We start from the raw sequence: 24,405 nt of genomic DNA on the forward strand, positions 1-24,405 counted from the left end.
CCTTTCAATTTCCTGGAGATCACCATGCAGGAGACGTCCGTCTTGCTGTCGCTGGCTGCCGTGTTCGCGGTCGCCCTTATCAGCCCCGGCCCCGATGTGGCTTTGGTGGTCCGTACCGCCCTGCACCAGGGCCAGCGCGCGGGTCTGCTCAGTGCGCTGGGCCTGGCCTGCGGCATTCTTCTGCACGGCACGCTGGTGCTCAGCGGTGTGGCCCTGTTGCTCAGCCGCACCGAGTGGCTGTTCGATCTGGTACAGATAGGCGGAGCGCTGTATCTGGGCTGGCTGGGCGTTACTGCCGTGCGCGCCTGGTGGCGCGGCAGTGCCGGTCCCAGACGCCTGGATGGTGAGCTGGCGCCCTCGTTGTTCGGCCCCTGGTTGCGCGGGGTATTCACCAATCTGGGTAACCCCAAGGCACTGGTATTCTTCCTGGCCCTGCTCAGCAGTCTGGTGCCGGCTGATATGTCGGTGCCCGGCAAGGTGGCCTGTGCTGCGCTGCTGTTTGGCCTGAGCCTGTTCTGGTTCAGTCTGTTGGGCCTGACACTGAGCCGGCCGCTGATGCGCCAGCGTTTGCTGCAGGTGGCCCCGACCATCGATTTCGTCTGTGGCCTGGTATTCCTGCTGGTGGCGGCGAGCATTGTCGGGCGTCTGCTGCTATAGCCCTGGCCGTTGCGCCGCCATCAATGGCGGTTACGGTCATTGCCGTGCGCTCAGGGCTGCCGGAGAATCCGGGTATGTTCGCTTTTTCGAGTGTGATGCATGCCGCAGCCGATCTTCTTCGCTCATGCCAACGGCTTCCCGTCTGCCACCTACGGCAAGCTGTTCGCTGCCCTGGCACCGGATTTCGATGTGCAGCACCTGGAGCAGCACGGCCACGATCCACGGTTTCCGGTCAATGACAACTGGTCGAATCTGGTCGATGAACTGATCCATCACTTGCAGCAGGGCGGTGAGCCAGTCTGGGGTGTGGGCCATTCACTGGGCGGCGTGCTGCATTATCACGCGGCCCTGCTTTGCCCCGAGCTGTACCGTGGGGTGGTGATGCTCGATTCACCGGTGCTGACCCTGGCTGACCGCATGGTCATTCGCGCCGCCAAACGCTTTGGCTTCATCGACCGCATCACGCCCGCCGGCCGCACCCTGGGGCGCCGTGAAGCATTCGCCGATCTGGCCGAGGCGCGGGATTACTTCGCTGGCAAGAGCCTGTTTCGACGCTTCGACCCTGAGTGCCTGGACGCCTATGTCAGGTATGGTCTGCAAGGGGGCGAGCAGGGGCTGCGTTTGAAGTTCGATCCTGCGACCGAAATCAGTATCTACCGCAGCGTGCCGCATACTTCGCCGGGCCGCCCGCAGCAGTTGGCGGTGCCGCTGGCCATGGTGCGCGGTCGCCACAGCCGGGTGGTATTGCCGCATCATGCGCGTCTGCTGCGGCGCATGCCGCGCGCCGAGTACCACAATCTGCCTGGCGGGCATATGTTCCCGCTGGAGCGCCCACAGGCCACCGCCGAGCTGCTGCGTCAGCTGTTCACCCGCTGGGCCGGTAGCCAGGAGCAACGTGCATGAACATGGATTTCGAGGAAGTTCGTCTGAGCCTGCCGCATATCGAGTTGGCTGCTCATCTCTACGGGCCGGAGGACGGTTTGCCGGTTCTCGCTCTGCACGGCTGGCTGGATAACGCAGCGAGTTTCGCGCGGCTGGCGCCGAAGCTTCAGGGGCTGCGTATCGTCGCCCTGGATTTTGCCGGCCATGGCCACTCCGATCATCGTTCGCCAGGGGCCGGCTATGCGTTGTGGGACTATGCCTTTGACGTGCTCCAGGTCGCCGAACAGTTTGGCTGGGAGCGATTTTCCATCCTGGGTCATTCCATGGGCGCCATCACCGCGGTATTGCTCGCTGGGGCGATGCCCGAGCGGGTCGCGCGCCTGGCGTTGATTGACGGCCTGGTGCCCTACACCGGTGAAGCGCAACAGGCACCCACCAAGCTGGGCGAGGCGTTGCGCGCCAGGCAGGCGCTCAGCGACAAGCGCAAACCGGTGTATGCCGAGATGGCGCGCGCCGTCGAGGCGCGCATGAAAGGCGTCGGTGCGGTCAGCCGTGAGGCGGCCGAATTATTGGCCCAGCGCGGCCTGATGCCGGTGCCGGGTGGTTACACCTGGCGCACCGATAGTCGCCTGACGCTGCCGTCGCCGCTACGTCTGAGCTGGGCTCATGCCCAGGCCTTCGTTCGTGCGCTGCAGTGCCCGGTGAGCCTGGTACTGGCCGAGCAGGGGATGATGGGGGCGCAGTCGGCGGTGCAGGCGCTACTGGAGGATCTGCCGTTCGAGATCCACCACCTACCGGGTGGTCACCATCTGCACCTGGATGACGAGGCGGGCGCGCAACGTGTAGCGGATTGTTTCAATCCATTCCTGCGCATTCCTTGACTTGCCGGCGGCCCTGGGGAAAGGTGTGGCGGTCTGCCATGGAGGATCGCATGATCGACCCGTTAAACGTCGCCCGTTGCTGCTTTGCAAGCTCACCCGTTGTGTGTCTTCAGTGGACTGCCAGCTCATGAAGGGGGCTGTGAAGTTCTTCTCTGCGGTGCTTGTCACGGTTTGCAGTGGTGCCGCACTGGCGGCCGATCCGCCCGGTAGTCACGATCTCGAAGTCTTGCCGCGTTTCCCCGCCAGCCACATCGTCGCGTTCAAGCAAGCACCTGACGCCGAGCGGATCTATCCGCAAGGCTCCATTCGCCGTATCAGCGGGCGCTTGCGTTACGAGCGAGAAATTCTCACGCGAGGCCGGCATCAGGCGGTGACCTACGAGCTACCGCGCACCCACAGTGCCGATCAGGTGTTCACCGCCGCGCGGGAAAGCCTGCTGAAAAAAGGTGCGGAACTGCTCTACTGGTGCGAGGGGCGCGAATGCGGTGCGAGCAGCCTGTGGGCCAACTCGGTATTTGGCAACTCCACGCTGTACGGCTCCGACGATCAGCAGTCCTATGCCCTGTTGCGCCTGGCCGAGCCGAATCACGAAAGCCTGCTGGCGCTTTACAGCATTACGCGTGGTAACCGCCGTGCATACCTGCATGTCGAGCAGTTGGACGCTGACGCACCGCTGGGAGTTCTTCTGCCCACCCCGGCGACCTTGCTGCGACAGCTGCGCAGCGATGGCGAGCTGAAACTGCCCGTCGAAGCCAAGGCCGACAGCGCCTGGGTGGAGGTTGTGGCGCGCAGCTTGCGTCTCGACAGCACATTGCGCGTTACCCTCGCCGGCAGCCAGGCCGAAGCCTGGCGCGAGGCGCTCATCGAGCAGCGTGTACGCGAAGCGCGCCTGGAGCTTGGCGAGGTTGAGGGCGACACACTGAACGTGCGTTTGTTGCGTTAATCAGGCTGTCAAACATGGCTGGCAAGTTCAGTCGGATTGTCCATGCATAATGCCCAGGCTGCGCTTATCGGCCACTCCATGGGAGCGCCTGCGGATCGTCTCGCAGGCCTCTCCTGGGGGGGGCGATGGCCTGTTAAGCTGTTGTCCACAATCGCCTGTGATCGAGCGCCCGTCAGGGCGCTTTGTCGTTTCGTCGAAGGGAGTTTCGCTTGATGGCCACTAATGATCGTCTGCTGGTGCAGATCCTGCTGCTTGGCCTGCTGGCAGCCAGCCTCTGGGTGCTGGCGCCTTTCTGGTCGGCTCTGTTCTGGGCGGCGGTGCTGGCCTTCGCCAGTTGGCCGCTGATGCGCCTGTTGACGCAGTTGCTCAACGGCCGAATGTCGCTCGCTGCGGGCATCCTTACCGGGCTCTGGGTGATCATGGTTGCGGTGCCGCTGGTCTGGCTGGGTTTCAATCTGGCCGACCACATCAAGGACGCCAATGCCTTGGTCAAGGACCTGCAGGTCGATGGCCTGCCGCCGCCACCGAGCTGGCTGGCCAGCATTCCGCTGGTTGGCGATCGCCTGGTGGAGCTGTGGCGCACCATCGACCAGCAGGGCGCCGCCTTCTTCGATACCTTGCGGCCTTATCTGGGGCAGGTCGGCAACTGGTTGGTGGCGCGTAGCGCGAAGATCGGCGGGGGCATGGTCGAGCTGGCCTTGAGCCTGGTGCTGGTGTTCTTCTTCTACCGTGATGGCCCGCGCCTGGCGGTGTTCGTGCACAGCCTGCTGGAACGGCTGATCGGCGAGCGCGCCGATCACTATCTGGAACTGGTCGCCGGGACGGTGCAGCGGGTCGTCAACGGCGTGATCGGCACCGCAGCGGCGCAGGCCGTGCTGGCCTACGTCGGATTCATCATTGCCGGAGTGCCGGGGGCTCTGGTGCTCGGCCTGCTGACCTTCGCCTTCAGCTTCATCATGATCCCGCCGCTGATCTGGGGGCCAGCTGTGGCGTGGCTGGTGTGGCAGGGGGAGATCGGCATGGCGATCTTCCTCGGTGTCTGGGGCTTCTTCGTCATCAGCGGCGTGGACAATATCCTCAAGCCTTACCTGATCAGTCGTGGCGGCAACCTGCCGCTGGTGGTGGTGCTGCTCGGTGTGTTCGGCGGCATTCTGGCGTTCGGCTTCATGGGCCTGTTCCTCGGCCCGACCCTGCTGGCAGTGGCCTACAGCCTGCTCAGCGACTGGGTGGCGAACAAGACGCCAGCCGCCGAAGCACTGGTTGACAAGCCGCTGCCGGGCGAGGAACCACGCGGCTGATCAGCCGCGTTCGCTTTCGTACTTGTCGAGGGTGTCGCGAGCGATCTGCCGCCCCAGCATGATCAGCTCCGGTGCCTTGTAGAACTCGAAGAAGCGGCAGGCGCGCTTGGGCACGTTGATCAGGATGTCCGGCGGGTAGCCGGCGATCTTGTACTGCGCCAGAGATGTCTGCATGACCTCGAAACTCTGGTTGACCAGCTCCAGCAGCGACGCCGGCCCGCTGAACTCGACGACTCGCGAGCCGCTGGCGGACTTGGGCACCGGTTCATCTTCGTCCGCTTTGCGGCTTGGCGCGCCTGCCGGGCTGACGTCGTCGGCGATGCGTTGCTCCTCGGCGAGCAGTAGGGCATCGTCCTCGCTCTTGCGGCGAAAGCTCGGCAGGCGCGAGCCAAGGTTGCTCATCAATTGATCGATACGGCCCTTGAGGGCGGCAGGGCGCTCGATTACTGGCAACTGGTAGTGATTCTGGTTGGTGGCATTGAGGTTGACCGCGATGATCAGGTCGCAGTGGCTGGAAACCACCGGCACGATTGGTAGCGGGTTGAGCAAGCCGCCATCGACCAACATGCGCTTGCCCTGGATGACTGGCGTGAACAGGCTGGGAATCGCCGCCGAGGCGCGCATCGCCTGGTGCAGGCAACCTTCCTGGAACCATATTTCCTGCTGGTTGGTCAGGTCGGTGGCAACCGCTGTGAAGGGGATTGCGAGGTTTTCGATGTCCACGTCGCCGACGATTTCCTGGATGCGTCCGAACACCCGCTCGCCACGGATAGCGCCGAGGCGAAAGCTGACGTCGAGCAGGCGCAGTACGTCGAGGTAATCCAGGCTTTCCGTCCATTCACGGTATTCGCGCAGCTTGCCTGCAGCGAAGATGCCGCCGACCACTGCGCCCATCGAGCAGCCGGCGATACAGCCGATCTCGTAGCCGCGCTCCTGCAATTCTTCGATCACGCCGATGTGCGCATAGCCGCGCGCACCTCCTGAGCCCAGTACCAGCGCCACTTTCTTGCTCATTGACGAATCCCCCTGTGAAGTCTCGACCTTACTCGGGCCGTGAGGCTCAGCCAAGGGCGTGCGTGGCAGAAACTGTCGGCTGCCGCTTCGAAGTGCCTACAGGCTCGCCTTCCGTCCGTCGGCATCGGTATGATCAGGCAAGCGAAGCGGCGAGTACCGGGCACTTTCCCTTTGCCGCAGCGTCATAGACTGGGCCAATCCGTAGTCATATCCGTTCGAGGAGTGTGGTCGATGAAACACTGGATCTGTTTGCCGCTGCTTGTGGTGACGCTCACCGGCTGTGCCGGCAAGACCGTCTACCGCGAGACCTGCGCCAATCAGCTGGATGCTGCCTGGAAGGAGCTGAGCATCGCCGAGGCTGAAGGTTTCGCCGGTACCGTAAGCTACTCCAAGGCATTCTCTCTGCTCACCGCTGCCAAGACCCAGCAGCAGTTCGAGGCCTATGCAGGCTGTACCAGCAAGGCCGAACGTGCGCGCTTCTACATCCGTGAATCGCGAGCGGGGCGTTGATGCAACTCGATTTTGCCGAGCTGAGCCCCCTCGAAGCCTATCGCTGGCTGGCTTCCAGCGTGACGCCGCGGCCCATTGCCTGGGTTTCGACCCGTTCGGCCGATGGGGTGGCCAACCTGGCGCCGTTCAGTTTCTTTCAGGTCATCAGCGACAATCCGCCAACCTTGCTGGTCAACGTCAATACTCGCGATGACGGCAGTCTCAAGGACACCTTGAGCAATGCCCAGGCCAGCGGCGAGCTGGCGATTCAGCTGGTCAGCTTCGCGCAGGCCGAGGCGATGAACGCCAGTGCCGCGGTCCTGCCTCATGAGGTCAGCGAGTTCGCCCATTGCGCCATTGCCAGCCAACCCTGCGAGCGCATCGACGTGCCCCGTGTCACAGGCGCGGCGGTAACCTTCGAGTGCCGCGTGGCGCAGATTCAGCCTTATCCGGCGCAACAACCTACCTGTCATCTGATCTTCGCCGAAGTGCTGCTGGCGCATGTCGATGACGCGGTGCTCACCGAGCAGGGCCGTATCGACCCGCTGAAGCTCGACCTGGTCGGTCGTCTGGGGGGCAGCGCCTACTGCCGTACGCGTGACCTGTTTCAGATGCAGCGTCCCTGAAGTCGGCCTGAAAGCGACGTTCAGTTAACTTTTTCGGCCATCTGGGTATCTACTGGCTTGTCGCCAGCAGCTTGCGCTCCTATGTTTTAGGATTCGGGGGCTAGCTGCAGTAGGCAGGGGGTTGTCATGGGTGGCTCATTGGGCAAGCGGTTGGCCAGTCTGAGTACAACCAGCAAGTTGATGCTGGGCTTTGCTCTTGTGTTGATTCTGACGGCTCTGGTAGCGGCTACCGGGCTGCTGGCGTTACGTGAGGTCAGTGCGGGCGCCGAGTTGCAGCAGCGCATGAGCGCTCTTGGCGAGCAGGTGCTGCGCATGCGCCAGAGTGAGCAGGCATTCGCACTGGACGGCGACAGCAAGCACGCCGAGCGTTTGGCCGAGCAGGCCGAGAGCATCGTGCAGACGGGGCAGGCCCTGCAAGCCGAGCTCGACAGTGACACCGCGGCGGTTCTGGCTCAGGTCGAGCCCGCGTTGGCCGACTACCGCAGCGCCTTCGCCCGTTATGTCGAACTCACCGATAACATGCAGCTGTCCCTGCAGGCCGCCGATTGGCTGGTGGTCAGTGCCGCCAATAGCCTGGATCTGCTGCAGGAGGGATTGTCCGAGGACGGGGTCGACCTGCTCAAGAGCTCCCAGGGCGAGCAGGGCGGCGATTCGGTGCTGCAGGCTGGCAAGGTCGGCAAGATCCACCAGTTGCTGCTGCAGGCGCTGGACCAGGCGCGCCAGCGTCTGGAGGCCAGCCGGCGCAGCGATAGCGATGAACAGAGCGAAATCGCCCAGGCCGGCGAGGCGCAGGCGTTGGCTGCCGAATTGCGTGATGCGCTGGAGGATCCCGGCTACGCCGCCGTTCTGGGCGAGGTGGTGGTCAATGTCGATTCGTTCAACGAACGCCTGAAGGAATACGCCACCCAGTTGCAGCAGCAGAAACAGGTCTATGCGCAATTGGTGGCGCAGGTCGACCAGTTGCTCCAGCGAGTCGACCTGGCTGTGCAAACCCAGCGTCAGACCATGCAGGCCGAACGTCAGGCCAGCAGCGGCCTGATCATCGCAGCGGCCGCTCTGGCTCTGCTGTTCGGCCTGGGTGCGGCGATCATGATCAGTCTGGCCATCGTGCGACCCTTGAAGCGCGTGATTGGCCTGGCCGAGTCCATCGCCAGTGGCGACCTCAGCGTACATATCGAGCAAGATCGCCGCGATGAGATCGGCCAATTGCTGGCGGCGATGCAAGGCATGGCCGGTAACTTGCGCGATATGGTTGGCCGCCTGCAGAGCGGTGTGGCGCAGATTTCCGGCGCCGCGCAGACGCTATCGGCCACTGCGGAGCAGACGCGTCAAGGCGTCAATGGACAGAAGATGGAGACCGACCAGGTCGCCACCGCCATGAGCCAGATGACCGCCACCGTGCATGAGGTGGCGCGTAATGCCGAAGCGGCAGCAGCCTCCACTGAGCAGGCTGATCAACGTGTCGGTAGCGGGAATCAGGTGGTACGCCAGACCCTGCAGCGTATCGAACAACTGGCCGGCGCGATGGAGGCGACCACCGCGAGTATCCAGCGCCTGAGCCAGGACACCCAGCGTATCGACGCCGTGCTCGATGTAATCAAGAGCGTGGCCGAGCAGACCAACCTGCTGGCGCTCAATGCGGCCATCGAGGCTGCGCGCGCGGGCGAACAGGGGCGCGGTTTCGCGGTGGTCGCCGATGAGGTGCGGGCGCTGGCCAAGCGCACCCAGCAATCCACCGCCGAGATCGAGTCGCTGATTGCGGCTCTGCGCGAGGGCAGCCGCCGTGCCGTGGCGGACATGGAGCAGAGCTCCAGTCTGGTCGGCCTGACGGTCGACGATGCCAATCAGACCGAGGGCGCCCTGGCGGCCATTGCCGAAGCGGTAAGCCTGATTTCCGAGATGAATCAGCAGATCGCCGCAGCGGCCGAAGAGCAGACCGCGGTAGCCGAAGAGATCAATCGCAGCGTTACCTCGATCCGTGATATCGCCGACCAGTCGGCTACGGCCATGGACGAAACCGCCGCGTCGAGTATCCAGTTGGCGGAACTGGGGCGCGAGCTTCAGGGAATGGCGGGGCATTTCCGGCTTACATAGCGTCTGGCCTCACAGTTTCGTGAGCAAAAATTTCATAGCGCTTTGCCGTCAGCGGGCGCCCCAGTAGCATCGACCTTCTGCATAAGGAGTAAACGATGCGAACCAAACTGGATGCCTGCCTCGACTCGGTCAATCAGGTGTTGTTGGGCAAAGAGGCGCAGGTGCGCCTGGCGCTGACCTGTCTGTTGGCGCGTGGTCATTTGCTGATCGAAGACCTGCCGGGCATGGGCAAGACCACGCTCAGTCACGCCCTGGCGCGGGTGCTGGGGCTCAGCTTCCAGCGCATCCAGTTCACCTCCGACCTGCTGCCGGGCGATATTCTCGGCACCTCGGTGTTCGACAAGGACAGCGGGCAGTTCGTCTTCCATCCCGGGCCGATCTTCGCCGAGCTGGTGCTGGCCGACGAGATCAACCGCGCTACACCGAAAAGCCAGAGCGCATTGCTCGAAGCCATGGAGGAGGGGCAGGTGACCATCGAGGGCGCGACCCGGCCACTGCCTGAGCCGTTTTTCGTCATCGCCACGCAGAATCCGGTCAGCAGTGGCGGTACCTTCGCCTTGCCCGAGTCCCAACTCGACCGTTTCCTCATGCGCCTGTCGCTCGGCTATCCGGCGCAGGCCGCAGAGCGGGCGCTGCTGCTGGGTGGCGCCCGGCGCGATCTGTTGCCACGGCTCGAGCCGATCCTCGATCACGCCGAGCTGGCGCGCCTGCAGGCGCTCGTGCCCAAGGTGCGGGCCAGCGATGCCTTGATCGACTACGTGTTGCGTCTGGTCGAGGCGACGCGCAGTCAGCCGCAGTTCGCCTGGGGGCTATCGCCGCGTGCCAGCCTGGCCTTGCTCGCCGCCGCTCGGGCCTGGGCGCTGCTGGCCGAGCGTGACTATGTGATTCCCGAAGACGTGCAGGCGGTGCTGCCCTCGGTGGTCGGCCATCGCCTGCGTGAGCGCGCCGATCCTAGCGGTCATGGTGGCGGCAGCCTAGTGCAATGGCTGTTGCGCGAAGTGCCCGCGCTCTGATGCCTGCAGCGCTGAAACCACTCTGGCGACGCTGGTTGGCCAGACGTATTCCACCAGCAGCGAGCGTGCGCCTGAATCAGCGGCGTATTTTCATTCTGCCCAGCCGGGTCGGTGCTGCCTTCGCCGTTGCGTTGCTGCTGATGCTGCTGGTGGGTATCAATTACCAGAACAGCCTCGCCTACGGCCTGACCTTCCTGCTGATGGCGGTGTTCGTCGTCACCATCTTGCATACCTACCGCAACCTGGCTGGGCTGGTGCTCAAGGCAGGCGGCGGCGGGGCAGTGTTCGTTGGCGAGCAGGCACGCTTTCGCGTTCGCCTGGAAAGTCGCGAACGTGAGCACCAGGCCGTCGCGCTGGGTTGGCCGCCTGCTGAACTGGTGGTCAGTGACGTGCCGCGTGAAGGCCAGACGGAAGTCGAGCTGAGCCTGCTGGCCGAGCGGCGCGGCTGGTTGCGACCCGAGCGGCTGCGGGTGGAAAGCCGTTTTCCCTTGGGCTTGCTGGTGGCCTGGAGCTGGGTCGATCTGGACCAGGCGCTGCTGGTCTATCCGCGGCCGCTGGAAGGCGACCTGCCGTTGTCGGCGGGCCTGGGCGATGACGAGGAAGAGCAGGGCATGCGTGCTCGCGCTCAGGGTGCCGACGATTTTCAGGGCCTGCGTGAATATCAGCCGGGAGACTCGAAACGGCGCCTGCACTGGAAAGCCTATTCGCGTGGCCAGGGCCTGCTGGTCAAGGATTTCGCCGTGCTCAGCGGACGTGATCTGTGGCTGGACTTCGACAGTCTCGGTGGCGACAGCGAAATGCGTCTGTCGCTGCTCTGTCACTGGGTGCTGCAGCTCTCCGAGCGTCAGCAGGCATTCGGTCTGCAACTACCGGGGCAGGTGATCGCAGCGGATTATGGCGACGGCCATCGTGATGCCTGCCTGCGTGCCCTGGCCCTGTTCGGGGGGCGCGCATGAGCAACGTGCCGGGCATCCCAAGAACTGCCCTGATCTGGCTACTGGTCGCCCAGGCGCTGGTGATTGTGCCGCACCTGGTGCATTTGCCGTTGTGGATGATCGCGCTGTGGCTCGGCGCTGCCGGTTGGCGCGTGCAGATCTTGCGCATGCGCGCGCGCTACCCCAATGGCTGGGCCAAAGGTGGGCTGGTGCTGCTGGTGCTGGCTGGCATCCTGCTGTCGCGGGGCACGCTGGTTGGGCTGGATGCCGCGGTGGTGTTGCTGATCGCCACCTTCACTCTCAAATTGCTGGAGATGCGCACGCGGCGTGACGCGCTGGTGGTGATCTTCCTCGGTTTCTTCTGTGTGGTGACCGCCTACCTGTTCGAGGATGGCATCCTGGCCGCGCTCTACAGCCTGTTGCCCGTCACGGCGCTGCTGGCTGCTCTGGTCGGCCTGCAGCGCAGCGGTTTTGCCGAGCGTCCCTGGCCTACCTTGCGCCTGGCAGGCGGTCTGATGTTGCAGGCAATGCCGCTGATGGTGCTGCTGTTCGTGTTCTTCCCGCGGATGGGGCCGTTGTGGTCGCTGCCGCTGCCCAGCGACAAGGGCATCACGGGGCTTTCGGACAGCATGGCGCCAGCCGATATCGCCGAGCTCAGTCGCTCCTCGGCGCTGGCCTTTCGCGCCAGCTTCGAGGGTCAGGTGCCACCGCGAGGGCAGCTGTATTGGCGGGCTCTGACCCTGGAGCGCTTCGACGGCAGGCGTTGGTCGCAGTCCAGCTACGCCGATGTGCCGATCAGTCCGAAATGGAGCAAGGCCGGCGAGCCGCTCGATTACAGCATCGTCATGCAGCCCAGCGGCCAACGCTGGTTGTTCGCCCTGGACGTCGGCGAGATGGGCCAGGACAGTGGACGGATGATGAGCGATTTCCGGTGGCAGAGGACAAGGCCGGTGGATCGGCCGCTGCTCTATCAGGTGCGCTCCTGGCCAGAGGCCGTGCGTGAGGCGCAGGGCGAGCCGCTGGGTATCCGTCAGGCGCTGCAGTTGCCCGAGCAGGGCGACCCGCGCAGTCGTGCGTGGGCGGCCGAGTTGAAGGCGCAATACCCGCAGAGCGATGCGCTGGTCGCGGCATTGCTGCAGCATTTCAATCAACAGCCTTTCGCCTATACGCTGCGTCCGCAACCTCTGGGGCAGGACAGCATCGACGATTTCCTGTTCAACACCCGGCGCGGTTTCTGCGCGCATTATGCCGGGGCGATGACCTTCGTTCTGCGCGCTGCGGGCATTCCTGCGCGGGTGGTCGCGGGTTATCAGGGCGGTGAGTTCAATCCCAATGGCAATTACATTCAGGTGCGTCAGTTCGATGCCCATGCCTGGGTCGAGTACTGGCAGCCAGGGCAGGGCTGGCGCAGCGTGGATCCGACCTTCCAGGTCGCTCCCGAGCGTATCGAGCGAGGTCTGGAAGAGGCCTTGAGCGAGGAGGATGGCTTTCTCGACGACCAGCCGTTCTCGCCGCTGCGCTACCGTGAGCTGGCCTGGCTCAACCAGCTGCGCATGAGTTGGGAGAATCTCAACTATGGCTGGCAACGCTGGGTGCTGGGCTATCAGGGCGAGCAGCAACTGAAGCTGCTGCAGAACTGGTTCGGCAGTTTGGATTGGCAGCGTCTGGCGCTTGCTCTGGTCGGTACGGGGACGCTGTTGCTCGGCCTGTTGGCATTCTGGCTGCTCAAGCCCTGGCAACAACGCTCTGATCCGCAGCGCGAGGCATTTCGCACGTTCGAACGCCTGCTGGCGCGCCACGATGTGCGCCGAGAGAGCGGTGAAGGGCCGCGCACCTTCGCGATGCGTGCCGCACGGCAACTGCCTGAGCAGGCGCAGCAGATCGAGGCCTTCGCCCATTGTTTCGAACAGCAGCGTTACGCCGCTGGACCCGCTTCGCGCGCGCCGTTGATGCGGGCATTGAAAGCGTTGCGTAGAGCACTGCCCTGGCGTTTGTCGCGCTAGCGACAAGCGGTCACGGGCGAAACCTGGAGCCAGGGTGTTAGCCTGGCCTGTCGTCGTTCGGGAGAAGTGAGCATGAGCGATTTCATCGAGCATTGCCTTGAGCGGGTCTTGGCCCTGCAGGTGCGCTTGTACGCCTGCCAGGCACGGTTGGCCGACTGCACCGACACAGAGGCGCTGCATGATCTGCGCATCGCCCTGCGGCAACTGCGCAGCCTGTTGCGGCCGCTGCGCGGCCTGCCTGCGGTGGATGCGCTGGAGCAGGGCGCGGCAGTATTGGGGCGTATCAGCGGCCCGCTACGTGATCGTGAAGTATTGCTGGCCGAATTGGTGCGCATGGACCTGGCTCATCTGGCGCCTGTCGATCAGGCGCAACGCGCCTCGGGTTACGCTGCCATTGCCGGTAGCCGTGAATTGGCCGACCTGATGCTGTTGCTCGATGGCTGGCCGGCCAACTGGCGTGAAGCTGCCAGGCAGGGCCAGTTGAGCGATATAGATAAGCATACCCGCCGGCGTTTGCGCCGCCAGCAACGGCAGCTGGCCCGCGCATTGCGCGATCCGGCGCACGACCGCCACCGTCTGCGCTTGTTGATCAAGCGCGTACGTTACGCCGCTGAAACCTATCCGGAGCAGAGCCGTTTGAGCAAGGCCGCGCAACAGCGGCTCAAGCGCGCGCAAAGCGCACTGGGCGACTGGCACGACTGCCTGCAGTGGCTGGCGCAAGCGCAGGCAGTACCGTCTCTGCAGCCTTGCCGAACCGTCTGGCTGCAGGCCATGCAGGTTGCCGAGGGACGCGCCGATGAGGCGTTGCTGGCGCTCTATGGTGACCTGCCCAATGCAGGGTAAGGTGTCATTTTCGCCGCCAATATGACCGAATAGGCTTTCTTTCTGGCTATCGTTCAGCGGCTGCCATCCCCTAAGATCCTCGCCATCGATGAATGCCGAGGTGCGTATGATCTTTTCTGAAATGCTCGAAGCGGTACGCCGCGACCCCGATGCCGTGGTGATTCCGGCTGAGTGGGGGCAGGGGCGCGCCAGCTTCGGTGGTCTGGTGGCCGCGCTGGCGTTCGAAGCCATGTGCGCCAAGGTGCCGCAGGGGCGACCGGTACGCTCGTTGGCCATCACCTTCGTCGGGCCGGTGGCGTCGGATGTTCCAGTCAGTTTCCAGGCCGAGGTGCTGCGCGAGGGGCGGGCGGTCAGCCAGATGTTCCTGCGCGCGGTTCAAGATGGCCAGGTGGTGACCGTGGTGCAGGGCAGTTTCGGCGCGGCGCGGCCTTCGACTATCGCCGTGGAGGCGCTGCCCGCGCCGCAGGTTGCGCCGGCTGAGCAGTGTCAGGAGTTGCCCTACGTGCGTAGCGTCACGCCCGAGTTCACCCGCTTTCTGGCCATGCGCTGGGGCATTGGCGGCATGCCGTTCAGCAACACGCCGTCGCGGCAAATGGGGGGCTGGGTGCGCTTGCGCGGTGAGCGCGAGCCGCAGGTGCTCAGCGAGGCCCACTTGCTGGCGCTGGTCGACGCATGGCCGCCGGCCGTGCTGCCGCATCTGAAAAGCCCGGCGCCGGGTAGCTCGCTGACCTGGACCATCGAGTTCGTCCAGCCCCTGCACACCCTCAGCAGTGAAGACTGGTGCCTGTATCGCGCGGACATCGAATATGCCCGCGATGGTTACGGGCATGTGGCTGCGGCGATGTGGAGCCCGCGCGGTGAGCTGATCGCCCTGAGTCGGCAGACTGTGACGGTGTTTGCCTGAGTGGTCACACGCGTCAGCTAGTGGCCCGAACCACGCGGTTGCGTCCGGCGCTCTTGGCCTTGTAGAGCGCCGTATCTGCTCGTCCGAGCAGGCCTTCCAGGGGTTCCGCCGGGTGTCGGCTGGCCAGGCCGATGCTCAGGGTCATGCGCAATGGCGCGCCGCCAGCGCAGGGCTGTGGCATGGCTTCGACACTGGCGCGCAGGCGTTCGGCCACCCGTGCCGCCTCGATTTGATCGCTCTGCGGCAGCAGTGCGGCGAACTCTTCGCCGCCCAGGCGCCCGATGATGTCGACCTCGCGCAGTTCCTTCCTGAGCAATTCCCCCAGGGTGGCCAGCACCTTGTCGCCGACCTGATGGCCGTGGGTGTCGTTGATCTGCTTGAAGTGGTCGATATCGAGCATCAGCAGCGTGCAGGGCTGCTCGAAGCGCTCGGCGGTCTTGAGCAGCTCCTGGGCACGCTGCATGAAGGCATGGCGATTGCTCAGACCGGTCAGCGCATCGGTGGTCGCCAGCATCAGGAGCTCCTGCTCCATGTCTTTGCGTACGCTGATGTCGTAGCTCCAGATCAGTTGCGCCGGACCGCCGCGGTATTCCAGCAAGCGCCCGGAGAGCACGCCCCAATAGGGCGGGTCGCCGGCGAGCAGGCCCTCCCAGTCATCGACGCGGTGACGTGCCAGTAATGCTTCGCGAAAGTGCAGGGCTTCACGGGCGTTGCAGAACAGGCGATTGAGCGAGAAGTCGCCGGCCTTGTCCAGGTTCAGCCGCTGCATCAGGCGCTGGTTGACGAAGTACACCTGCTTGCCGCTGTTGTCGGTCAGCACCACGTCACTTGGACTGGCATCGAGAATCTGCTTGAGCAGGGCCTGGCCTTCGGCCAGTTCGAGGGTGCGTTCGCTGACTCGCTGCTCCAGGTGCTGGTTCAGCTCGGTCAGGTTGTGCGACAGCTCATGGGCCTCACGGTAGTTGCCGATCAGGCGCAACACCAGCAGGGAAACCCCCACCAGCAGCCCCAGCAACGCCCAGCCCAGACCGGTGAAGTAGCCGTACAGGTGTTGGCGCTCGGCATCGAGTTCATTGGCCAGGGAGATGTTGGTGGCCACCATTACTTCATGCATTGGCTTCTGCAGTGGCGGCAGGCTTTTAACGGCCTGCTCGGCGACTTGCCGTGCCGCAACGCTATTGCCCCATTGCGCCTGCTCATCCCATTGGCGGCTGAGGGCGATGATGCGCTGCAAGGTGTTCTCGGCCGCAGGGCGAGCTTCGGGGAGAAAGTCGAACAGATGCTGGCCTTCCAGGGATTGGGTCAGGCTGCGCAGTACCTGAGTGCGCACCACCAGATCGTCAGGCTCCAGCCTGCCTTGCAACAACGCCTGGGAGGCCAGCAGCAGGCGATCCATCTCCATGTGAATCTGATAGGCCTGCCAGAGCTCGCTGTGCAGGGTTGGCAAGGCCAGCTCTCGGGCTTTCTTCTGGACCAGCCAGAGCGATACGGCGACGGTCAGCGTCATGGCGAGCACCAGCACGGTCAGGGCGATGAGCTTGAGGCGCGAGTTCCTGACCTGCACGGTGGCGGCGGGGTTGTCTGGCATGGGCTTCACTCGACATGGATCTCGTTGAGCTGCCAGATGGAGCGGTTGTAGAACATCTGCTGGCGCAGTTCAGAGTGGTCGTCGAAGGGGTAGATCAGATGGAGCGGGCCGTAGTCGCGAATGGATATGAAGCGGCCGTCGAGCATGTAGGCCACCAGCGGGTCGTAGCGCTGGATATCGTCGTAGGGAATCAGGACCGAATAATGATTGAGCGCAGTGGTGTGCAGCGGCCGGCCGGTGTCAGCGCCAGGAATGCGTTCGAGCAATTGCTTGAGGGACACACCCTGCCAATGTTGCTGCGCGCCCTCCGGGGTGCTCAAACGTATCGAAGCCTGCGGCATTTGCTGGAGCTGAGCCAGGCTGAACGCCAGGTGCCGGCCATCGGCCAGATGCACCGTCAATGCCGGACGATCCAGCGGGTAGGGCGCGGGCTCGGCATTAGCGTGCAACTGGCAAAGAAGTGTCAAAAATAAAGTGACAAAAAAATGTCGATACTGCGACATACTGCTGTCTTTGGCCAATTTTTTGTCGACTCTATCTCATTGCGCCCATAATCCTCAAACCGCCTGACGAGCGGACATTCGGCTGCGTTGCTTCAGGCCGGCCGCGCAGAGCGCCAAGCCTGGAATGGTCACGCCCTGCTATAAAAGCGCAGGCGTGCACAGGTCGTGCTTTTCGGGGAAGGGTTCGGCTTATTTGCGCTCGAGGTGGCGGCCATGAAGTTCTATGGCCAGTGCTGCGTAGAGACCGATGGCGCCGAGGCTGAGCGGGACGAAACCCGCTTGCCAGAACCCGATCAGTAGGAGAGTCAGCGAGAGCAGCAATAGCGGCGCGCTGATCAGGCGCAGCGCCAGGTTGGCGAGATGTCGGTGCTGGTTGGCGCCGTAGCGCCAGCTCAAGGGATCAGGGTGGCCTTTGTTCATGCTGCTGTCCTCGACTCGATGTGGCGAGTCTAGGGCGGCCGCGAGCGTGCGACGAATTGGCCTTGGCTATGGCGCAGATAGCTCCCTGCCTGGCTGCGCGCTTTATCGCAGTGGCTTACAAGCGCAATTGGCGGATGGCCTTGTTCAGCTCGCCAGCCAATTGCGCGAGCTGCTGACTGGTGGCGGCCGATTCCAGAGTCTGGCCAACCGTCTGTTCCGTAACGTCGCGGATGCCCACCACCGAGCGGCTCATCTCCTCGGCCACCTGGCTCTGTTGCGTCGCCGCCACGGCGATCTGCGTATTGCTGTCACGCATCAGCGCCACGGCGGCGGTGATGGCGGCCAGCGATTCGCCGGCCTCCTGCGCCAGCTCTACGCAGTGGTTGGCGCTCTCCGAGCTTTCGCGCATGAATTCCACCGCGTCGCGGGTGCCGCCTTGCAGGTTGCCGATCATCTGGGTGATTTCGTCGGTGGAGTCCTGCACCCGCTTGGCCAGGTTGCGCACTTCATCGGCGACCACGGCGAAGCCACGGCCCATTTCTCCGGCGCGGGCGGCCTCGATGGCGGCGTTGAGGGCGAGCAGGTTGGTTTGCTCGGCGATGCCGTGAATCACGCCGACGACGCGATTGATGTGCTGGCTGTCTTCGGCCAGGCGTTCGATGCTACCAGCGCTCTGGCGTACGCCTTGCGACAGTGCCGCTATGGATTGTTCGACGCGTTCGACCACCTGCTGACCGGCGCGCGCCAACTGATCGGCATTGAGGGATTGGTCGCGGGTAGTGCCGGCGTGGTCGGCGATGTGCTGGACGGTCGCCGACATCTCGTTGATTGCAGTGGCGGCCTGATCGGTTTCGCTCTGCTGGCTGAGCATGCCCTGGCGCACGGAGCCCATGCGCTCAGCCATGTTGCGGGTGCCGCTGTCCAGTTCGCTGGCCACCTGGCCGACGGTGCCGACCACGCGCTGATAGCCGGCTTGCATGGCGTTGAAGGCGGCAGCCATCTGGCCGACTTCGTCGCGACTATCGAGGGGAACGCGCAGGGACAGATCGCCGCTGCGCTCGGCTTGCAGCATCACATCCTTGAGCGTGTTGAGGTGGCTGAGCAGAAAGCGGATCAACAGCTGCGAAGCGGCCAGCAGCAGCAGCATCAGCACCGCGACTGCGACGGCATAGGTCAAAGCGTGCTGGGCGAACAGATCGAGCAGGCTGGGCGCGCGCGCCATGATCGCCAGGTTGCGTCCATCGCCGAGGGCAAGGCGCTGGGCACCGATCACCGGTGATTCGCCGAACCAGGCGTCATGCTCCAGTACCTGCCAGCCGCTGGCGTCGGGTGCGCCTTGCGCGCCCGGCAGGTTGCCTTGCACGACCTGAATATTGGCGGCGTTGGGCAATGTGGCCTGCTGTGGCCACTGCTGCAGTAGGCGTGCCTGGGCAGCGGCGGCCTGTCGCGCGTCGGCGCTACGGGCCTGCTGTTCGGTATCCAGGGCGAACAGCACCAGCATCAGGCTGATGACAAAAGCCACGGCGTTGACCGCCCAGAATTTGTACTTGAGTGAAAGATTGCTGATCCAGGCGCCCATGCTGTTGTTATCCGTTTCGTTGCGTTCGCTATTGGCCAAGTGCCAGCAGTATGCCTTGGTGGATAGCCAGAGTCTTGACGTCAATCAAAATTCTGCTGCGTCACCACTTAGTATGGCTGGCATATCGAAGAACGCCCGGGCACAGGCCGTGCTCTGTGCTGCCAGCGTTTGCTCGCTCTGTCCGCGGTGCAGCGCCACCTCGCGCAGCACTTCGCCGAGAAATGCGGGTTCATTGCGCCCGCTCTTGGGTTTCGGCCGCAGGCTGCGTGGTAGCAGGAAAGGGGCGTCGGTCTCCAGCATCAGGCGCTCGCCCGGAATGTCCTTGAGCAGCGGATGCAGGTGGGTGCCGCGGCGTTCGTCGCAGACCCAGCCAGTGATGCCGATATGCAGGTCGAGATCGAGATAGGCATACAGCGCGCGGCGCTCGCCGGTGAAGCAGTGCACCACGGCGGCCGGCAGCTGGTCGCGATAGCCGCGCAGGATTTCCAGAAGGCGCTGGCTGGCCTCGCGCTCATGAAGAAATACCGGCATCTGTAGCTCGACAGCCAATGCCAGTTGTTCTTCCAGGGCTTTTTCCTGGGCCGGTCGCGGCGAGAAGTCACGGTCAAAATCCAGCCCGCACTCGCCTACGGCGCGCACTTGTGGCTCGGCCAGCAATGCCTTGAGCGCGCTGCTGCTGGCGCCGTTCCAGGAACTGGCATCATGCGGATGAACCCCAGCCGTACTGAACAGACGTTGGCCGCTGTCGTCCAGCTGTCGGCAAAGTGCGAGGCTGGCCTCGCTTTCGTTCAGACTGGTGCCGGTCAGTACCATCTGGCACACACCGGCTGCATAGGCGCGTTCGAGCAAGGCTTCGGCCTGCGCAGCGAGGCTGGGGTGGGTGAGATTGACGGCGATATCGATGAGTTGCATGGTGCCACCTGTTGAGCGTGAAAGGGCAGAATAGCAGACGCCTTCCGTTCGTCAGAAAGCCGATTTAAAACAATAAGTTGTTCGCTGTTTTTAAGGTTGATGCAAGGTTGTGGGCTGGCGCTGTAGCGCTTGGCTGTGCGAATCTCCGCGCCCTGCCGGCCTTGGCAGCCTGTTTGGCGGGTCTACGGTCTGTAGCCGTCTGTCGCGCATCGGCGAACAGCAGGCCACGACCGGTGAGGCTTCGGCGGTCAAACGCCTTCCCTGGAGAGTCGATGTCGCGATTGCTGCTGATCCTGTGCCTGTTGGCCATGCTGCCGCTGCCGGCCAGCGCGCGCCTGGCCGGCCCACCGGAGGTCGGTGGCCAGGCTCGCAGCACCCGTGATCTACCGGCCATTCGCGGCAGTGGTGAGTTGCGCGTGCTGGTCAATCAGAGCCGCAACAGCTCAGGCTCGGTCAAGGGGCAGAGCATTGGCGTCGAGTACCACCGCCTGCGGGCGTTCGAGCAGTACCTCAATCGCAACGCCCGAGACGGGCGCAGCCTCACGCTGAGGATCATCCCTAAAGCCAAGGATCAGTTGCTCGGCGCCCTGCAGCGCGGCGAGGGTGACCTGGTCGCGCCCGGCGAACTGCTCGATGTGCGCACCGGGCATGATGTCAGTGCCAGTACCGCGATTCGCAAGCAAGTGCCGCTGGTGCTGGTGTCGAAGCAGGGTAACCGGCACTACCGCAGCCTCGAGCAATTGGCCGGACGCAGCCTCTCGTTGCCGGCGGGCAGCGCCGTAGGTGAGGCGCTACGACGGATCAACCAACAGCTGGCTGATCGCAAGCTGCCACCCATCGTGGTCGAGTGGGTCGACCCCAGCCTGGCCGTCGAGGACGTTCTGGAAATGGTCCAGGCTGGCATTTTCGAGCGCACCGCGGTAGAGCTGCCGATTGCCGAGCGCTGGGCCAAGGTGATGCCCAAGCTGCGTGTCGACAAGCATCTGGTGCTGGCGCGCGATGGCGACATGAAGTGGTTCGTGCGCCCGGATGCGCCGATGCTGCGCGCCAGCATCGATCGTTTCTTCAGCAGCTATCAGAGCCCGGCCGATCAGGATGCTGCGTTCCAGCGCGTTTATCGACGGCTGTACAAGGTTCATTCGCCCCTGGGGCGCAACGAACGCCAGCGTCTGGAGAAAGTGCGTTCGGTGTTGCAGCAGCACGCCGAGCAGCAGGGGTTCGATTGGCTGATGCTGGCTGCGCTGGCCTTCAAGGAGTCGACCTTGAACCCGTCGGCGCGCGGCGCGAGTGGGGCGACCGGGCTGATGCAGATCACGCCGGCGGCGGCGCGCAGCGTCGGGGTGAGCAACATCCAGAATCTCGACGGCAACGTCCAGGCCAGCAGCAAGTACCTGGCGATGATCCGTCGCAACTTCTTCAACAGCCCGCAACTCAACGAGCGTGAACGTATGGCCTTCGTGCTGGCGGGCTACAACCTGGGCCCGCAACGGGTGCAGAGCCTGCGTGCCGAGGCACGCAGGCGTGGGCTCAATCCCAATCAGTGGTTCTTCCAGGTCGAGCGTGTGGCCATGGAGCAGATGGGTATGGGCGTGGTGAGCTACGTGAATGCGGTGAACAAGTACTACCTTGCTTATGACCGTGAACGCTATTTGCTTGAGCCGCAGGGGCGGCGTGTCACAGCCAATTAAATATCGAAATAGTCGATTTTGATAAGCGGTATTTTGCCGTTTTTTAATCGAATAATCTGGATATTCTGTGCGCCATCTACCCCACACAACGAAGGAAGCCTTGCAATGAACAACCTGATCAAAAGCATCACCGCCAGCCAAGCCGGCCTGGGTATCACCATCCTGCGTATCGTCGCTGGCATTACCTTTGCTGCTCATGGCTCGCAGAAGCTGTTCGGCTGGTTTGGCGGCTACGGTCTGGCCGGTGTCGCGCAGTGGATGGAGAGCATCGGCCTGGCGCCGGGCTACCTGATGGCGTTGATGGCCGGTAGCGCCGAGTTCTTCGGTGGTGTGGCGTTGATCATCGGTCTGTTGGTACGCCCGGCTGCCGCGGTGCTGGCGGTGACCATGCTGGTGGCGATCTTCAGCGTGCACCTGGCCAACGGTTTCTTCATGAGCAACAACGGTTACGAGTTCGCCCTGGCTCTGCTGGCCATCAGCGTGGCGCTGGTGTTCGAAGGTGCCGGCAAGCTGTCGATCGACAGCAAGCTCGCTCGCTGATTCTCCCCGGCAACAACGAGAAGGCCCGCATCTGCGGGCCTTCTTGCGTTCTGGGTCGGGCCATCATGCGGCAGGGGCTGGCTCGGCCTTCTTCTCCTGCGCGGTGACCTGCTGCGCCAGTTCGATCATCTGCTCGCGCATCCAGCGGTTGGCCGGGTCCTGATCGGTGCTCTCGTGCCAATACAGGTGGGTTTCCAGCGTGGGCACGTCACCGACTGGCAAAGTCACATGGTGCAGGTTGTGGCGGCGGGCGAAGCGCTCCGGCACGGTCATCACCATGTCGGTCTGTTGCATCACGCTGCTGGCCATCAGGTAGTGCTGCGAGCGGAGGGCAATCTTGCGCTGGATGCCCATCTTGCCCAATGCCAGGTCGACGTAGCCGAGACCGCTGCGACGGCTGGAGATGTGAATGTGGGTCAGCGACAGGTATTCCTCGAGGCTGATCTTCTCCTTGGCCAGCGGGTGGCCGGGGCGCATGGCGCAGACGTAGCGATCATCCAGCAGCTTGACGTGACGAACCTGTGGGTCGGTGTTGAGTGGCGCGTCGACGGCGAAGTCGAGGCGGCCGGCGGCCAGTTCCTTGGTGGTTTCGCGGCGCTTGGCCAGGAAGCTCTCGATGCACACGCTGGGCGCCAGGCGGCGCAGGCGCTGGAACAGCGGCGGCAGGAGGATCTGCTCGGAGAGGTCGGTCATGCTGATGCGATAGGTCTTGCCGGCCTGCTGCGGGTTGAAGGTGCGGCTTTCCTGCACGGATACGCGCAATAACTGCAGGGCGTTGCGCACCGGACCGATGATGTTCTGCGCCATGGGCGTCGGCACCATGCCCTGGGCCGTGCGCACGAACAACGGGTCGTTGAAGGTTTCGCGCAGGCGGGCGAGGGCGTTGGACACTGCCGGCTGGGTGATGCCGACGATCTGTCCGGCACGGGTCAGGTTGGCCTCGGTGTAGATGGCGTCGAAGACGATGAAGAGGTTCAGATCCACCTTGGTCAGGTTCATGCCGGCAGTGCTCCAGGGGCGTCGATATCAATCGATCATATATCGGTTATGAATGTTCATACACGCTGAAAATAGGTTCGATAAATCTTAAGCGCTGTTCTAGCATCATTTCCACAACCTCTCACCCTTTGTCACAAACAGGTAACCCCATGGATTTCGCCTATTCCCCGAAGGTTCAAGAACTGCGTGAGCGTGTCAGCGCATTCATGGAAGCGCATGTCTATCCGGCCGAAGCGGTATTCGAGCAGCAAGTGGCCGAGGGTGATCGCTGGCAGCCGACCGCGATCATGGAGGAGCTGAAGAACAAGGCCAAAGCCGAAGGCCTGTGGAACCTGTTCCTGCCCGAGTCCGACTACGGTGCGGGCCTGACCAACACCGAATACGCGCCACTGGCCGAGATCATGGGCCGTTCGCTGATCGGCCCGGAGCCGTTCAACTGCGCCGCGCCGGATACCGGCAACATGGAGGTACTGGTGCGCTACGGCAACGAGGCGCAGAAGCAGCAGTGGCTGGAGCCGCTGCTGTCCGGCGAGATTCGCTCTGCCTTCGCCATGACCGAGCCGGGCGTGGCCTCCTCGGACGCCACCAACATGCAGGCCAACGCGCGTCGCGAGGGCGATGAGTGGGTGATCAACGGCCGCAAGTGGTGGACTTCCGGCGCTTGCGACCCGCGCTGCAAGGTGATGATTTTCATGGGCCTGACCAACCCGGACGCGCCGCGCCACCAGCAGCATTCGATGATTCTGGTGCCGATGGACGCACCTGGGGTCACGGTGCTGCGTCCGCTGCCGGTGTTCGGCTATGACGATGCGCCGCACGGCCATGCCGAGGTGCTGTTCGAGAACGTGCGGGTGCCCTACGAGAACGTGCTGCTGGGTGAGGGGCGTGGTTTCGAGATTGCCCAGGGCCGCCTAGGCCCAGGCCGTATCCACCATTGCATGCGTTCGATCGGCATGGCCGAGCGCGCTCTGGAATTGATGTGCAAGCGTGCAGTCAACCGCAGCGCCTTTGGCAAACCATTGGCGCGCCTGGGCGGCAATATCGATCACATCGCCGACTCGCGCATGGAGATCAACCAGGCACGCCTGCTGACCCTCAACGCGGCTTACATGATGGATACCGTGGGCAACAAGATCGCCGCCAGCGAGATCGCTCAGATCAAGGTAGTGGCGCCCAACGTGGCACTGAAGGTCATCGACCGGGCGATCCAGATGCACGGTGGCGCCGGGGTCTCCAATGACTTCCCGCTGGCCTACTGGTACGCCATGCAGCGTACCCTGCGTCTGGCCGACGGCCCGGACGAAGTGCACCGCGCGGCTATCGGAAAGTACGAAATCGGCAAGTACGTACCGCGCGACGTGATGAAGGCCAGTCGCTGATTCAGCGGCTCTATATAAAGAAGAGGCCCGCTGATGCGGGCCTCTTCTTTTCGGTTCTTCGCACAGTTTTTGGGAAGACGCTGTTTGACAGCGGACTGGCAAGTTTGTGTGTTCTGTACGCAGCGCTATTTATCTCTGAGCCAAGATCATTAGCGTGTCGATCTTTCGTCCTCGTTTCGCCCCTCACGGGCGAGTCACTTTCTCTTGCTTGCCCA

At 63.6% G+C, this 24,405-nt stretch carries 23 protein-coding genes; 16 read left to right on the forward strand and 7 right to left on the reverse strand.

The genetic code is table 11. From position 1 onward, the window contains the following. Positions 1-24 precede the first annotated feature (24 nt). From PCLY_RS10495 to PCLY_RS10515, 5 genes are all read left to right on the forward strand, one after another. Positions 25-657: a LysE family translocator gene (locus PCLY_RS10495; protein WP_061239245.1), complete on the forward strand. Its 633-nt coding sequence runs from the start codon at positions 25-27 to the stop codon at positions 655-657. 99 nt (positions 658-756) lie between these two features. After that, the gene (locus PCLY_RS10500) at positions 757-1,560 is read left to right on the forward strand and encodes an alpha/beta fold hydrolase (RefSeq protein WP_061239246.1); all 804 of its coding nucleotides are present in this window, start codon (positions 757-759) and stop codon (positions 1,558-1,560) included. Next, positions 1,557-2,420 (forward strand): alpha/beta fold hydrolase, encoded by an 864-nt coding sequence (locus PCLY_RS10505; RefSeq protein WP_061239247.1) that lies wholly within the window; start codon positions 1,557-1,559, stop codon positions 2,418-2,420. Before PCLY_RS10500 ends, PCLY_RS10505 begins: the two co-directional genes overlap by 4 nt. Positions 2,421-2,547: 127 nt before the next feature. Next, positions 2,548-3,363 (forward strand): DUF4892 domain-containing protein, encoded by an 816-nt coding sequence (locus PCLY_RS10510; RefSeq protein ID WP_061239248.1) that lies wholly within the window; start codon positions 2,548-2,550, stop codon positions 3,361-3,363. A 212-nt stretch (positions 3,364-3,575) separates the two neighbouring features. After that, the gene (locus PCLY_RS10515) at positions 3,576-4,661 is read left to right on the forward strand and encodes an AI-2E family transporter (protein WP_061239249.1); all 1,086 of its coding nucleotides are present in this window, start codon (positions 3,576-3,578) and stop codon (positions 4,659-4,661) included. On the opposite strand, the gene PCLY_RS10520 is transcribed toward PCLY_RS10515, so the two are convergent. After that, positions 4,662-5,675, reverse strand: a complete 1,014-nt coding sequence (locus tag PCLY_RS10520) for a patatin-like phospholipase family protein (RefSeq protein WP_061239250.1) — start codon at positions 5,673-5,675, stop codon at positions 4,662-4,664. 231 nt (positions 5,676-5,906) lie between these two features. Here PCLY_RS10520 and PCLY_RS10525 point away from each other — a divergent pair, with 231 nt between their 5' ends. The 8 genes from PCLY_RS10525 to PCLY_RS10560 all read left to right on the forward strand — a co-directional run bounded on the left by PCLY_RS10525 (position 5,907) and on the right by PCLY_RS10560 (position 14,582). Beyond that, positions 5,907-6,185, forward strand: a complete 279-nt coding sequence (locus PCLY_RS10525; protein ID WP_061239251.1) for a hypothetical protein — start codon at positions 5,907-5,909, stop codon at positions 6,183-6,185. Next, positions 6,185-6,790: a flavin reductase family protein gene (locus PCLY_RS10530; RefSeq protein WP_061239252.1), complete on the forward strand. Its 606-nt coding sequence runs from the start codon at positions 6,185-6,187 to the stop codon at positions 6,788-6,790. The genes PCLY_RS10525 and PCLY_RS10530 overlap by 1 nt, the downstream gene beginning before the upstream one ends. A 126-nt stretch (positions 6,791-6,916) precedes the next feature. Beyond that, the gene (locus tag PCLY_RS10535; RefSeq protein WP_061239253.1) at positions 6,917-8,884 is read left to right on the forward strand and encodes a methyl-accepting chemotaxis protein; all 1,968 of its coding nucleotides are present in this window, start codon (positions 6,917-6,919) and stop codon (positions 8,882-8,884) included. 95 nt (positions 8,885-8,979) lie between these two features. Then, positions 8,980-9,897 (forward strand): AAA family ATPase, encoded by a 918-nt coding sequence (locus PCLY_RS10540; protein WP_061239254.1) that lies wholly within the window; start codon positions 8,980-8,982, stop codon positions 9,895-9,897. After that, complete coding sequence (locus PCLY_RS10545) at positions 9,897-10,853, forward strand: DUF58 domain-containing protein (protein ID WP_061239255.1); 957 nt, start codon at positions 9,897-9,899, stop codon at positions 10,851-10,853. Before PCLY_RS10540 ends, PCLY_RS10545 begins: the two co-directional genes overlap by 1 nt. After that, on the forward strand, positions 10,850-12,835 hold the full coding sequence (locus tag PCLY_RS10550; RefSeq protein ID WP_061239256.1) for a transglutaminase TgpA family protein: 1,986 nt from the start codon (positions 10,850-10,852) through the stop codon (positions 12,833-12,835). The genes PCLY_RS10545 and PCLY_RS10550 overlap by 4 nt, the downstream gene beginning before the upstream one ends. Positions 12,836-12,907: 72 nt before the next feature. Beyond that, entirely contained in the window at positions 12,908-13,678 is a 771-nt protein-coding gene (locus PCLY_RS10555) for a CHAD domain-containing protein (RefSeq protein ID WP_061239257.1), read from the forward strand. Between the two features lie 106 nt (positions 13,679-13,784). Then, positions 13,785-14,582 (forward strand): acyl-CoA thioesterase, encoded by a 798-nt coding sequence (locus PCLY_RS10560; RefSeq protein ID WP_061239561.1) that lies wholly within the window; start codon positions 13,785-13,787, stop codon positions 14,580-14,582. Between the two features lie 13 nt (positions 14,583-14,595). On the opposite strand, the gene PCLY_RS10565 is transcribed toward PCLY_RS10560, so the two are convergent. The 5 genes from PCLY_RS10565 to PCLY_RS10585 form a co-directional block, all read right to left on the reverse strand. Beyond that, positions 14,596-16,170 carry a GGDEF domain-containing protein gene (locus tag PCLY_RS10565; protein WP_061239564.1) on the reverse strand — a complete coding sequence of 525 codons (1,575 nt, stop codon included), beginning with the start codon at positions 16,168-16,170 and terminating at the stop codon, positions 14,596-14,598. A 5-nt stretch (positions 16,171-16,175) separates the two neighbouring features. Further along, the gene (locus PCLY_RS10570) at positions 16,176-16,619 is read right to left on the reverse strand and encodes a putative pterin-binding protein (protein ID WP_156458581.1); all 444 of its coding nucleotides are present in this window, start codon (positions 16,617-16,619) and stop codon (positions 16,176-16,178) included. Between the two features lie 243 nt (positions 16,620-16,862). Continuing rightward, a complete protein-coding gene (locus tag PCLY_RS10575) occupies positions 16,863-17,093 on the reverse strand; it encodes a hypothetical protein (RefSeq protein WP_082768052.1) in 231 nt (76 codons plus the stop codon). Positions 17,094-17,208: 115 nt separating this feature from the next. Then, entirely contained in the window at positions 17,209-18,672 is a 1,464-nt protein-coding gene (locus tag PCLY_RS10580) for a methyl-accepting chemotaxis protein (protein WP_061239566.1), read from the reverse strand. An 84-nt stretch (positions 18,673-18,756) separates the two neighbouring features. Continuing rightward, a complete protein-coding gene (locus tag PCLY_RS10585) occupies positions 18,757-19,584 on the reverse strand; it encodes a TatD family hydrolase (RefSeq protein ID WP_061239259.1) in 828 nt (275 codons plus the stop codon). Between the two features lie 272 nt (positions 19,585-19,856). Between PCLY_RS10585 and PCLY_RS10590 the strand changes: the two genes are divergently transcribed. Both PCLY_RS10590 and PCLY_RS10595 read left to right on the forward strand, forming a co-directional pair. Next, a complete protein-coding gene (locus tag PCLY_RS10590) occupies positions 19,857-21,272 on the forward strand; it encodes an MltF family protein (RefSeq protein ID WP_061239260.1) in 1,416 nt (471 codons plus the stop codon). Positions 21,273-21,377: 105 nt separating this feature from the next. Then, entirely contained in the window at positions 21,378-21,812 is a 435-nt protein-coding gene (locus tag PCLY_RS10595) for a DoxX family protein (RefSeq protein WP_061239261.1), read from the forward strand. A gap of 63 nt (positions 21,813-21,875) precedes the next feature. Here PCLY_RS10595 and PCLY_RS10600 read toward each other — a convergent pair whose 3' ends face one another. Then, positions 21,876-22,811: a LysR family transcriptional regulator gene (locus PCLY_RS10600; RefSeq protein WP_061239262.1), complete on the reverse strand. Its 936-nt coding sequence runs from the start codon at positions 22,809-22,811 to the stop codon at positions 21,876-21,878. 149 nt (positions 22,812-22,960) lie between these two features. Here PCLY_RS10600 and PCLY_RS10605 point away from each other — a divergent pair, with 149 nt between their 5' ends. Continuing rightward, the gene (locus PCLY_RS10605) at positions 22,961-24,190 is read left to right on the forward strand and encodes an acyl-CoA dehydrogenase (RefSeq protein ID WP_061239263.1); all 1,230 of its coding nucleotides are present in this window, start codon (positions 22,961-22,963) and stop codon (positions 24,188-24,190) included. Positions 24,191-24,405 lie beyond the last annotated feature (215 nt).

This window comes from Ectopseudomonas composti (genome assembly GCF_001567565.1).
GTDB classification, from domain to species: Bacteria; Pseudomonadota; Gammaproteobacteria; order Pseudomonadales; family Pseudomonadaceae; genus Aquipseudomonas; species Aquipseudomonas composti_A.

Excerpts from the sequence above, each read along its gene's own strand:
- PCLY_RS10505 (WP_061239247.1), top strand. The coding sequence starts at position 1,557 with ATGAACATGGATTTCGAGGAAGTTCGTCTGAGCCTGCCGCATATCGAG.
- PCLY_RS10590 (WP_061239260.1), top strand. The coding sequence starts at position 19,857 with ATGTCGCGATTGCTGCTGATCCTGTGCCTGTTGGCCATGCTGCCGCTG.
- PCLY_RS10540 (WP_061239254.1), top strand. The coding sequence starts at position 8,980 with ATGCGAACCAAACTGGATGCCTGCCTCGACTCGGTCAATCAGGTGTTG.
- PCLY_RS10545 (WP_061239255.1), top strand. The coding sequence starts at position 9,897 with ATGCCTGCAGCGCTGAAACCACTCTGGCGACGCTGGTTGGCCAGACGT.
- PCLY_RS10525 (WP_061239251.1), top strand. The coding sequence starts at position 5,907 with ATGAAACACTGGATCTGTTTGCCGCTGCTTGTGGTGACGCTCACCGGC.
- PCLY_RS10495 (WP_061239245.1), top strand. The coding sequence starts at position 25 with ATGCAGGAGACGTCCGTCTTGCTGTCGCTGGCTGCCGTGTTCGCGGTC.
- PCLY_RS10510 (WP_061239248.1), top strand. The coding sequence starts at position 2,548 with ATGAAGGGGGCTGTGAAGTTCTTCTCTGCGGTGCTTGTCACGGTTTGC.
- PCLY_RS10550 (WP_061239256.1), top strand. The coding sequence starts at position 10,850 with ATGAGCAACGTGCCGGGCATCCCAAGAACTGCCCTGATCTGGCTACTG.
- PCLY_RS10605 (WP_061239263.1), top strand. The coding sequence starts at position 22,961 with ATGGATTTCGCCTATTCCCCGAAGGTTCAAGAACTGCGTGAGCGTGTC.
- PCLY_RS10555 (WP_061239257.1), top strand. The coding sequence starts at position 12,908 with ATGAGCGATTTCATCGAGCATTGCCTTGAGCGGGTCTTGGCCCTGCAG.
- PCLY_RS10565 (WP_061239564.1), bottom strand. The coding sequence starts at position 16,170 with ATGCCAGACAACCCCGCCGCCACCGTGCAGGTCAGGAACTCGCGCCTC.
- PCLY_RS10575 (WP_082768052.1), bottom strand. The coding sequence starts at position 17,093 with ATGAACAAAGGCCACCCTGATCCCTTGAGCTGGCGCTACGGCGCCAAC.
- PCLY_RS10595 (WP_061239261.1), top strand. The coding sequence starts at position 21,378 with ATGAACAACCTGATCAAAAGCATCACCGCCAGCCAAGCCGGCCTGGGT.
- PCLY_RS10535 (WP_061239253.1), top strand. The coding sequence starts at position 6,917 with ATGGGTGGCTCATTGGGCAAGCGGTTGGCCAGTCTGAGTACAACCAGC.
- PCLY_RS10580 (WP_061239566.1), bottom strand. The coding sequence starts at position 18,672 with ATGGGCGCCTGGATCAGCAATCTTTCACTCAAGTACAAATTCTGGGCG.
- PCLY_RS10520 (WP_061239250.1), bottom strand. The coding sequence starts at position 5,675 with ATGAGCAAGAAAGTGGCGCTGGTACTGGGCTCAGGAGGTGCGCGCGGC.
- PCLY_RS10530 (WP_061239252.1), top strand. The coding sequence starts at position 6,185 with ATGCAACTCGATTTTGCCGAGCTGAGCCCCCTCGAAGCCTATCGCTGG.
- PCLY_RS10585 (WP_061239259.1), bottom strand. The coding sequence starts at position 19,584 with ATGCAACTCATCGATATCGCCGTCAATCTCACCCACCCCAGCCTCGCT.
- PCLY_RS10500 (WP_061239246.1), top strand. The coding sequence starts at position 757 with ATGCCGCAGCCGATCTTCTTCGCTCATGCCAACGGCTTCCCGTCTGCC.
- PCLY_RS10560 (WP_061239561.1), top strand. The coding sequence starts at position 13,785 with ATGATCTTTTCTGAAATGCTCGAAGCGGTACGCCGCGACCCCGATGCC.
- PCLY_RS10515 (WP_061239249.1), top strand. The coding sequence starts at position 3,576 with ATGGCCACTAATGATCGTCTGCTGGTGCAGATCCTGCTGCTTGGCCTG.
- PCLY_RS10600 (WP_061239262.1), bottom strand. The coding sequence starts at position 22,811 with ATGAACCTGACCAAGGTGGATCTGAACCTCTTCATCGTCTTCGACGCC.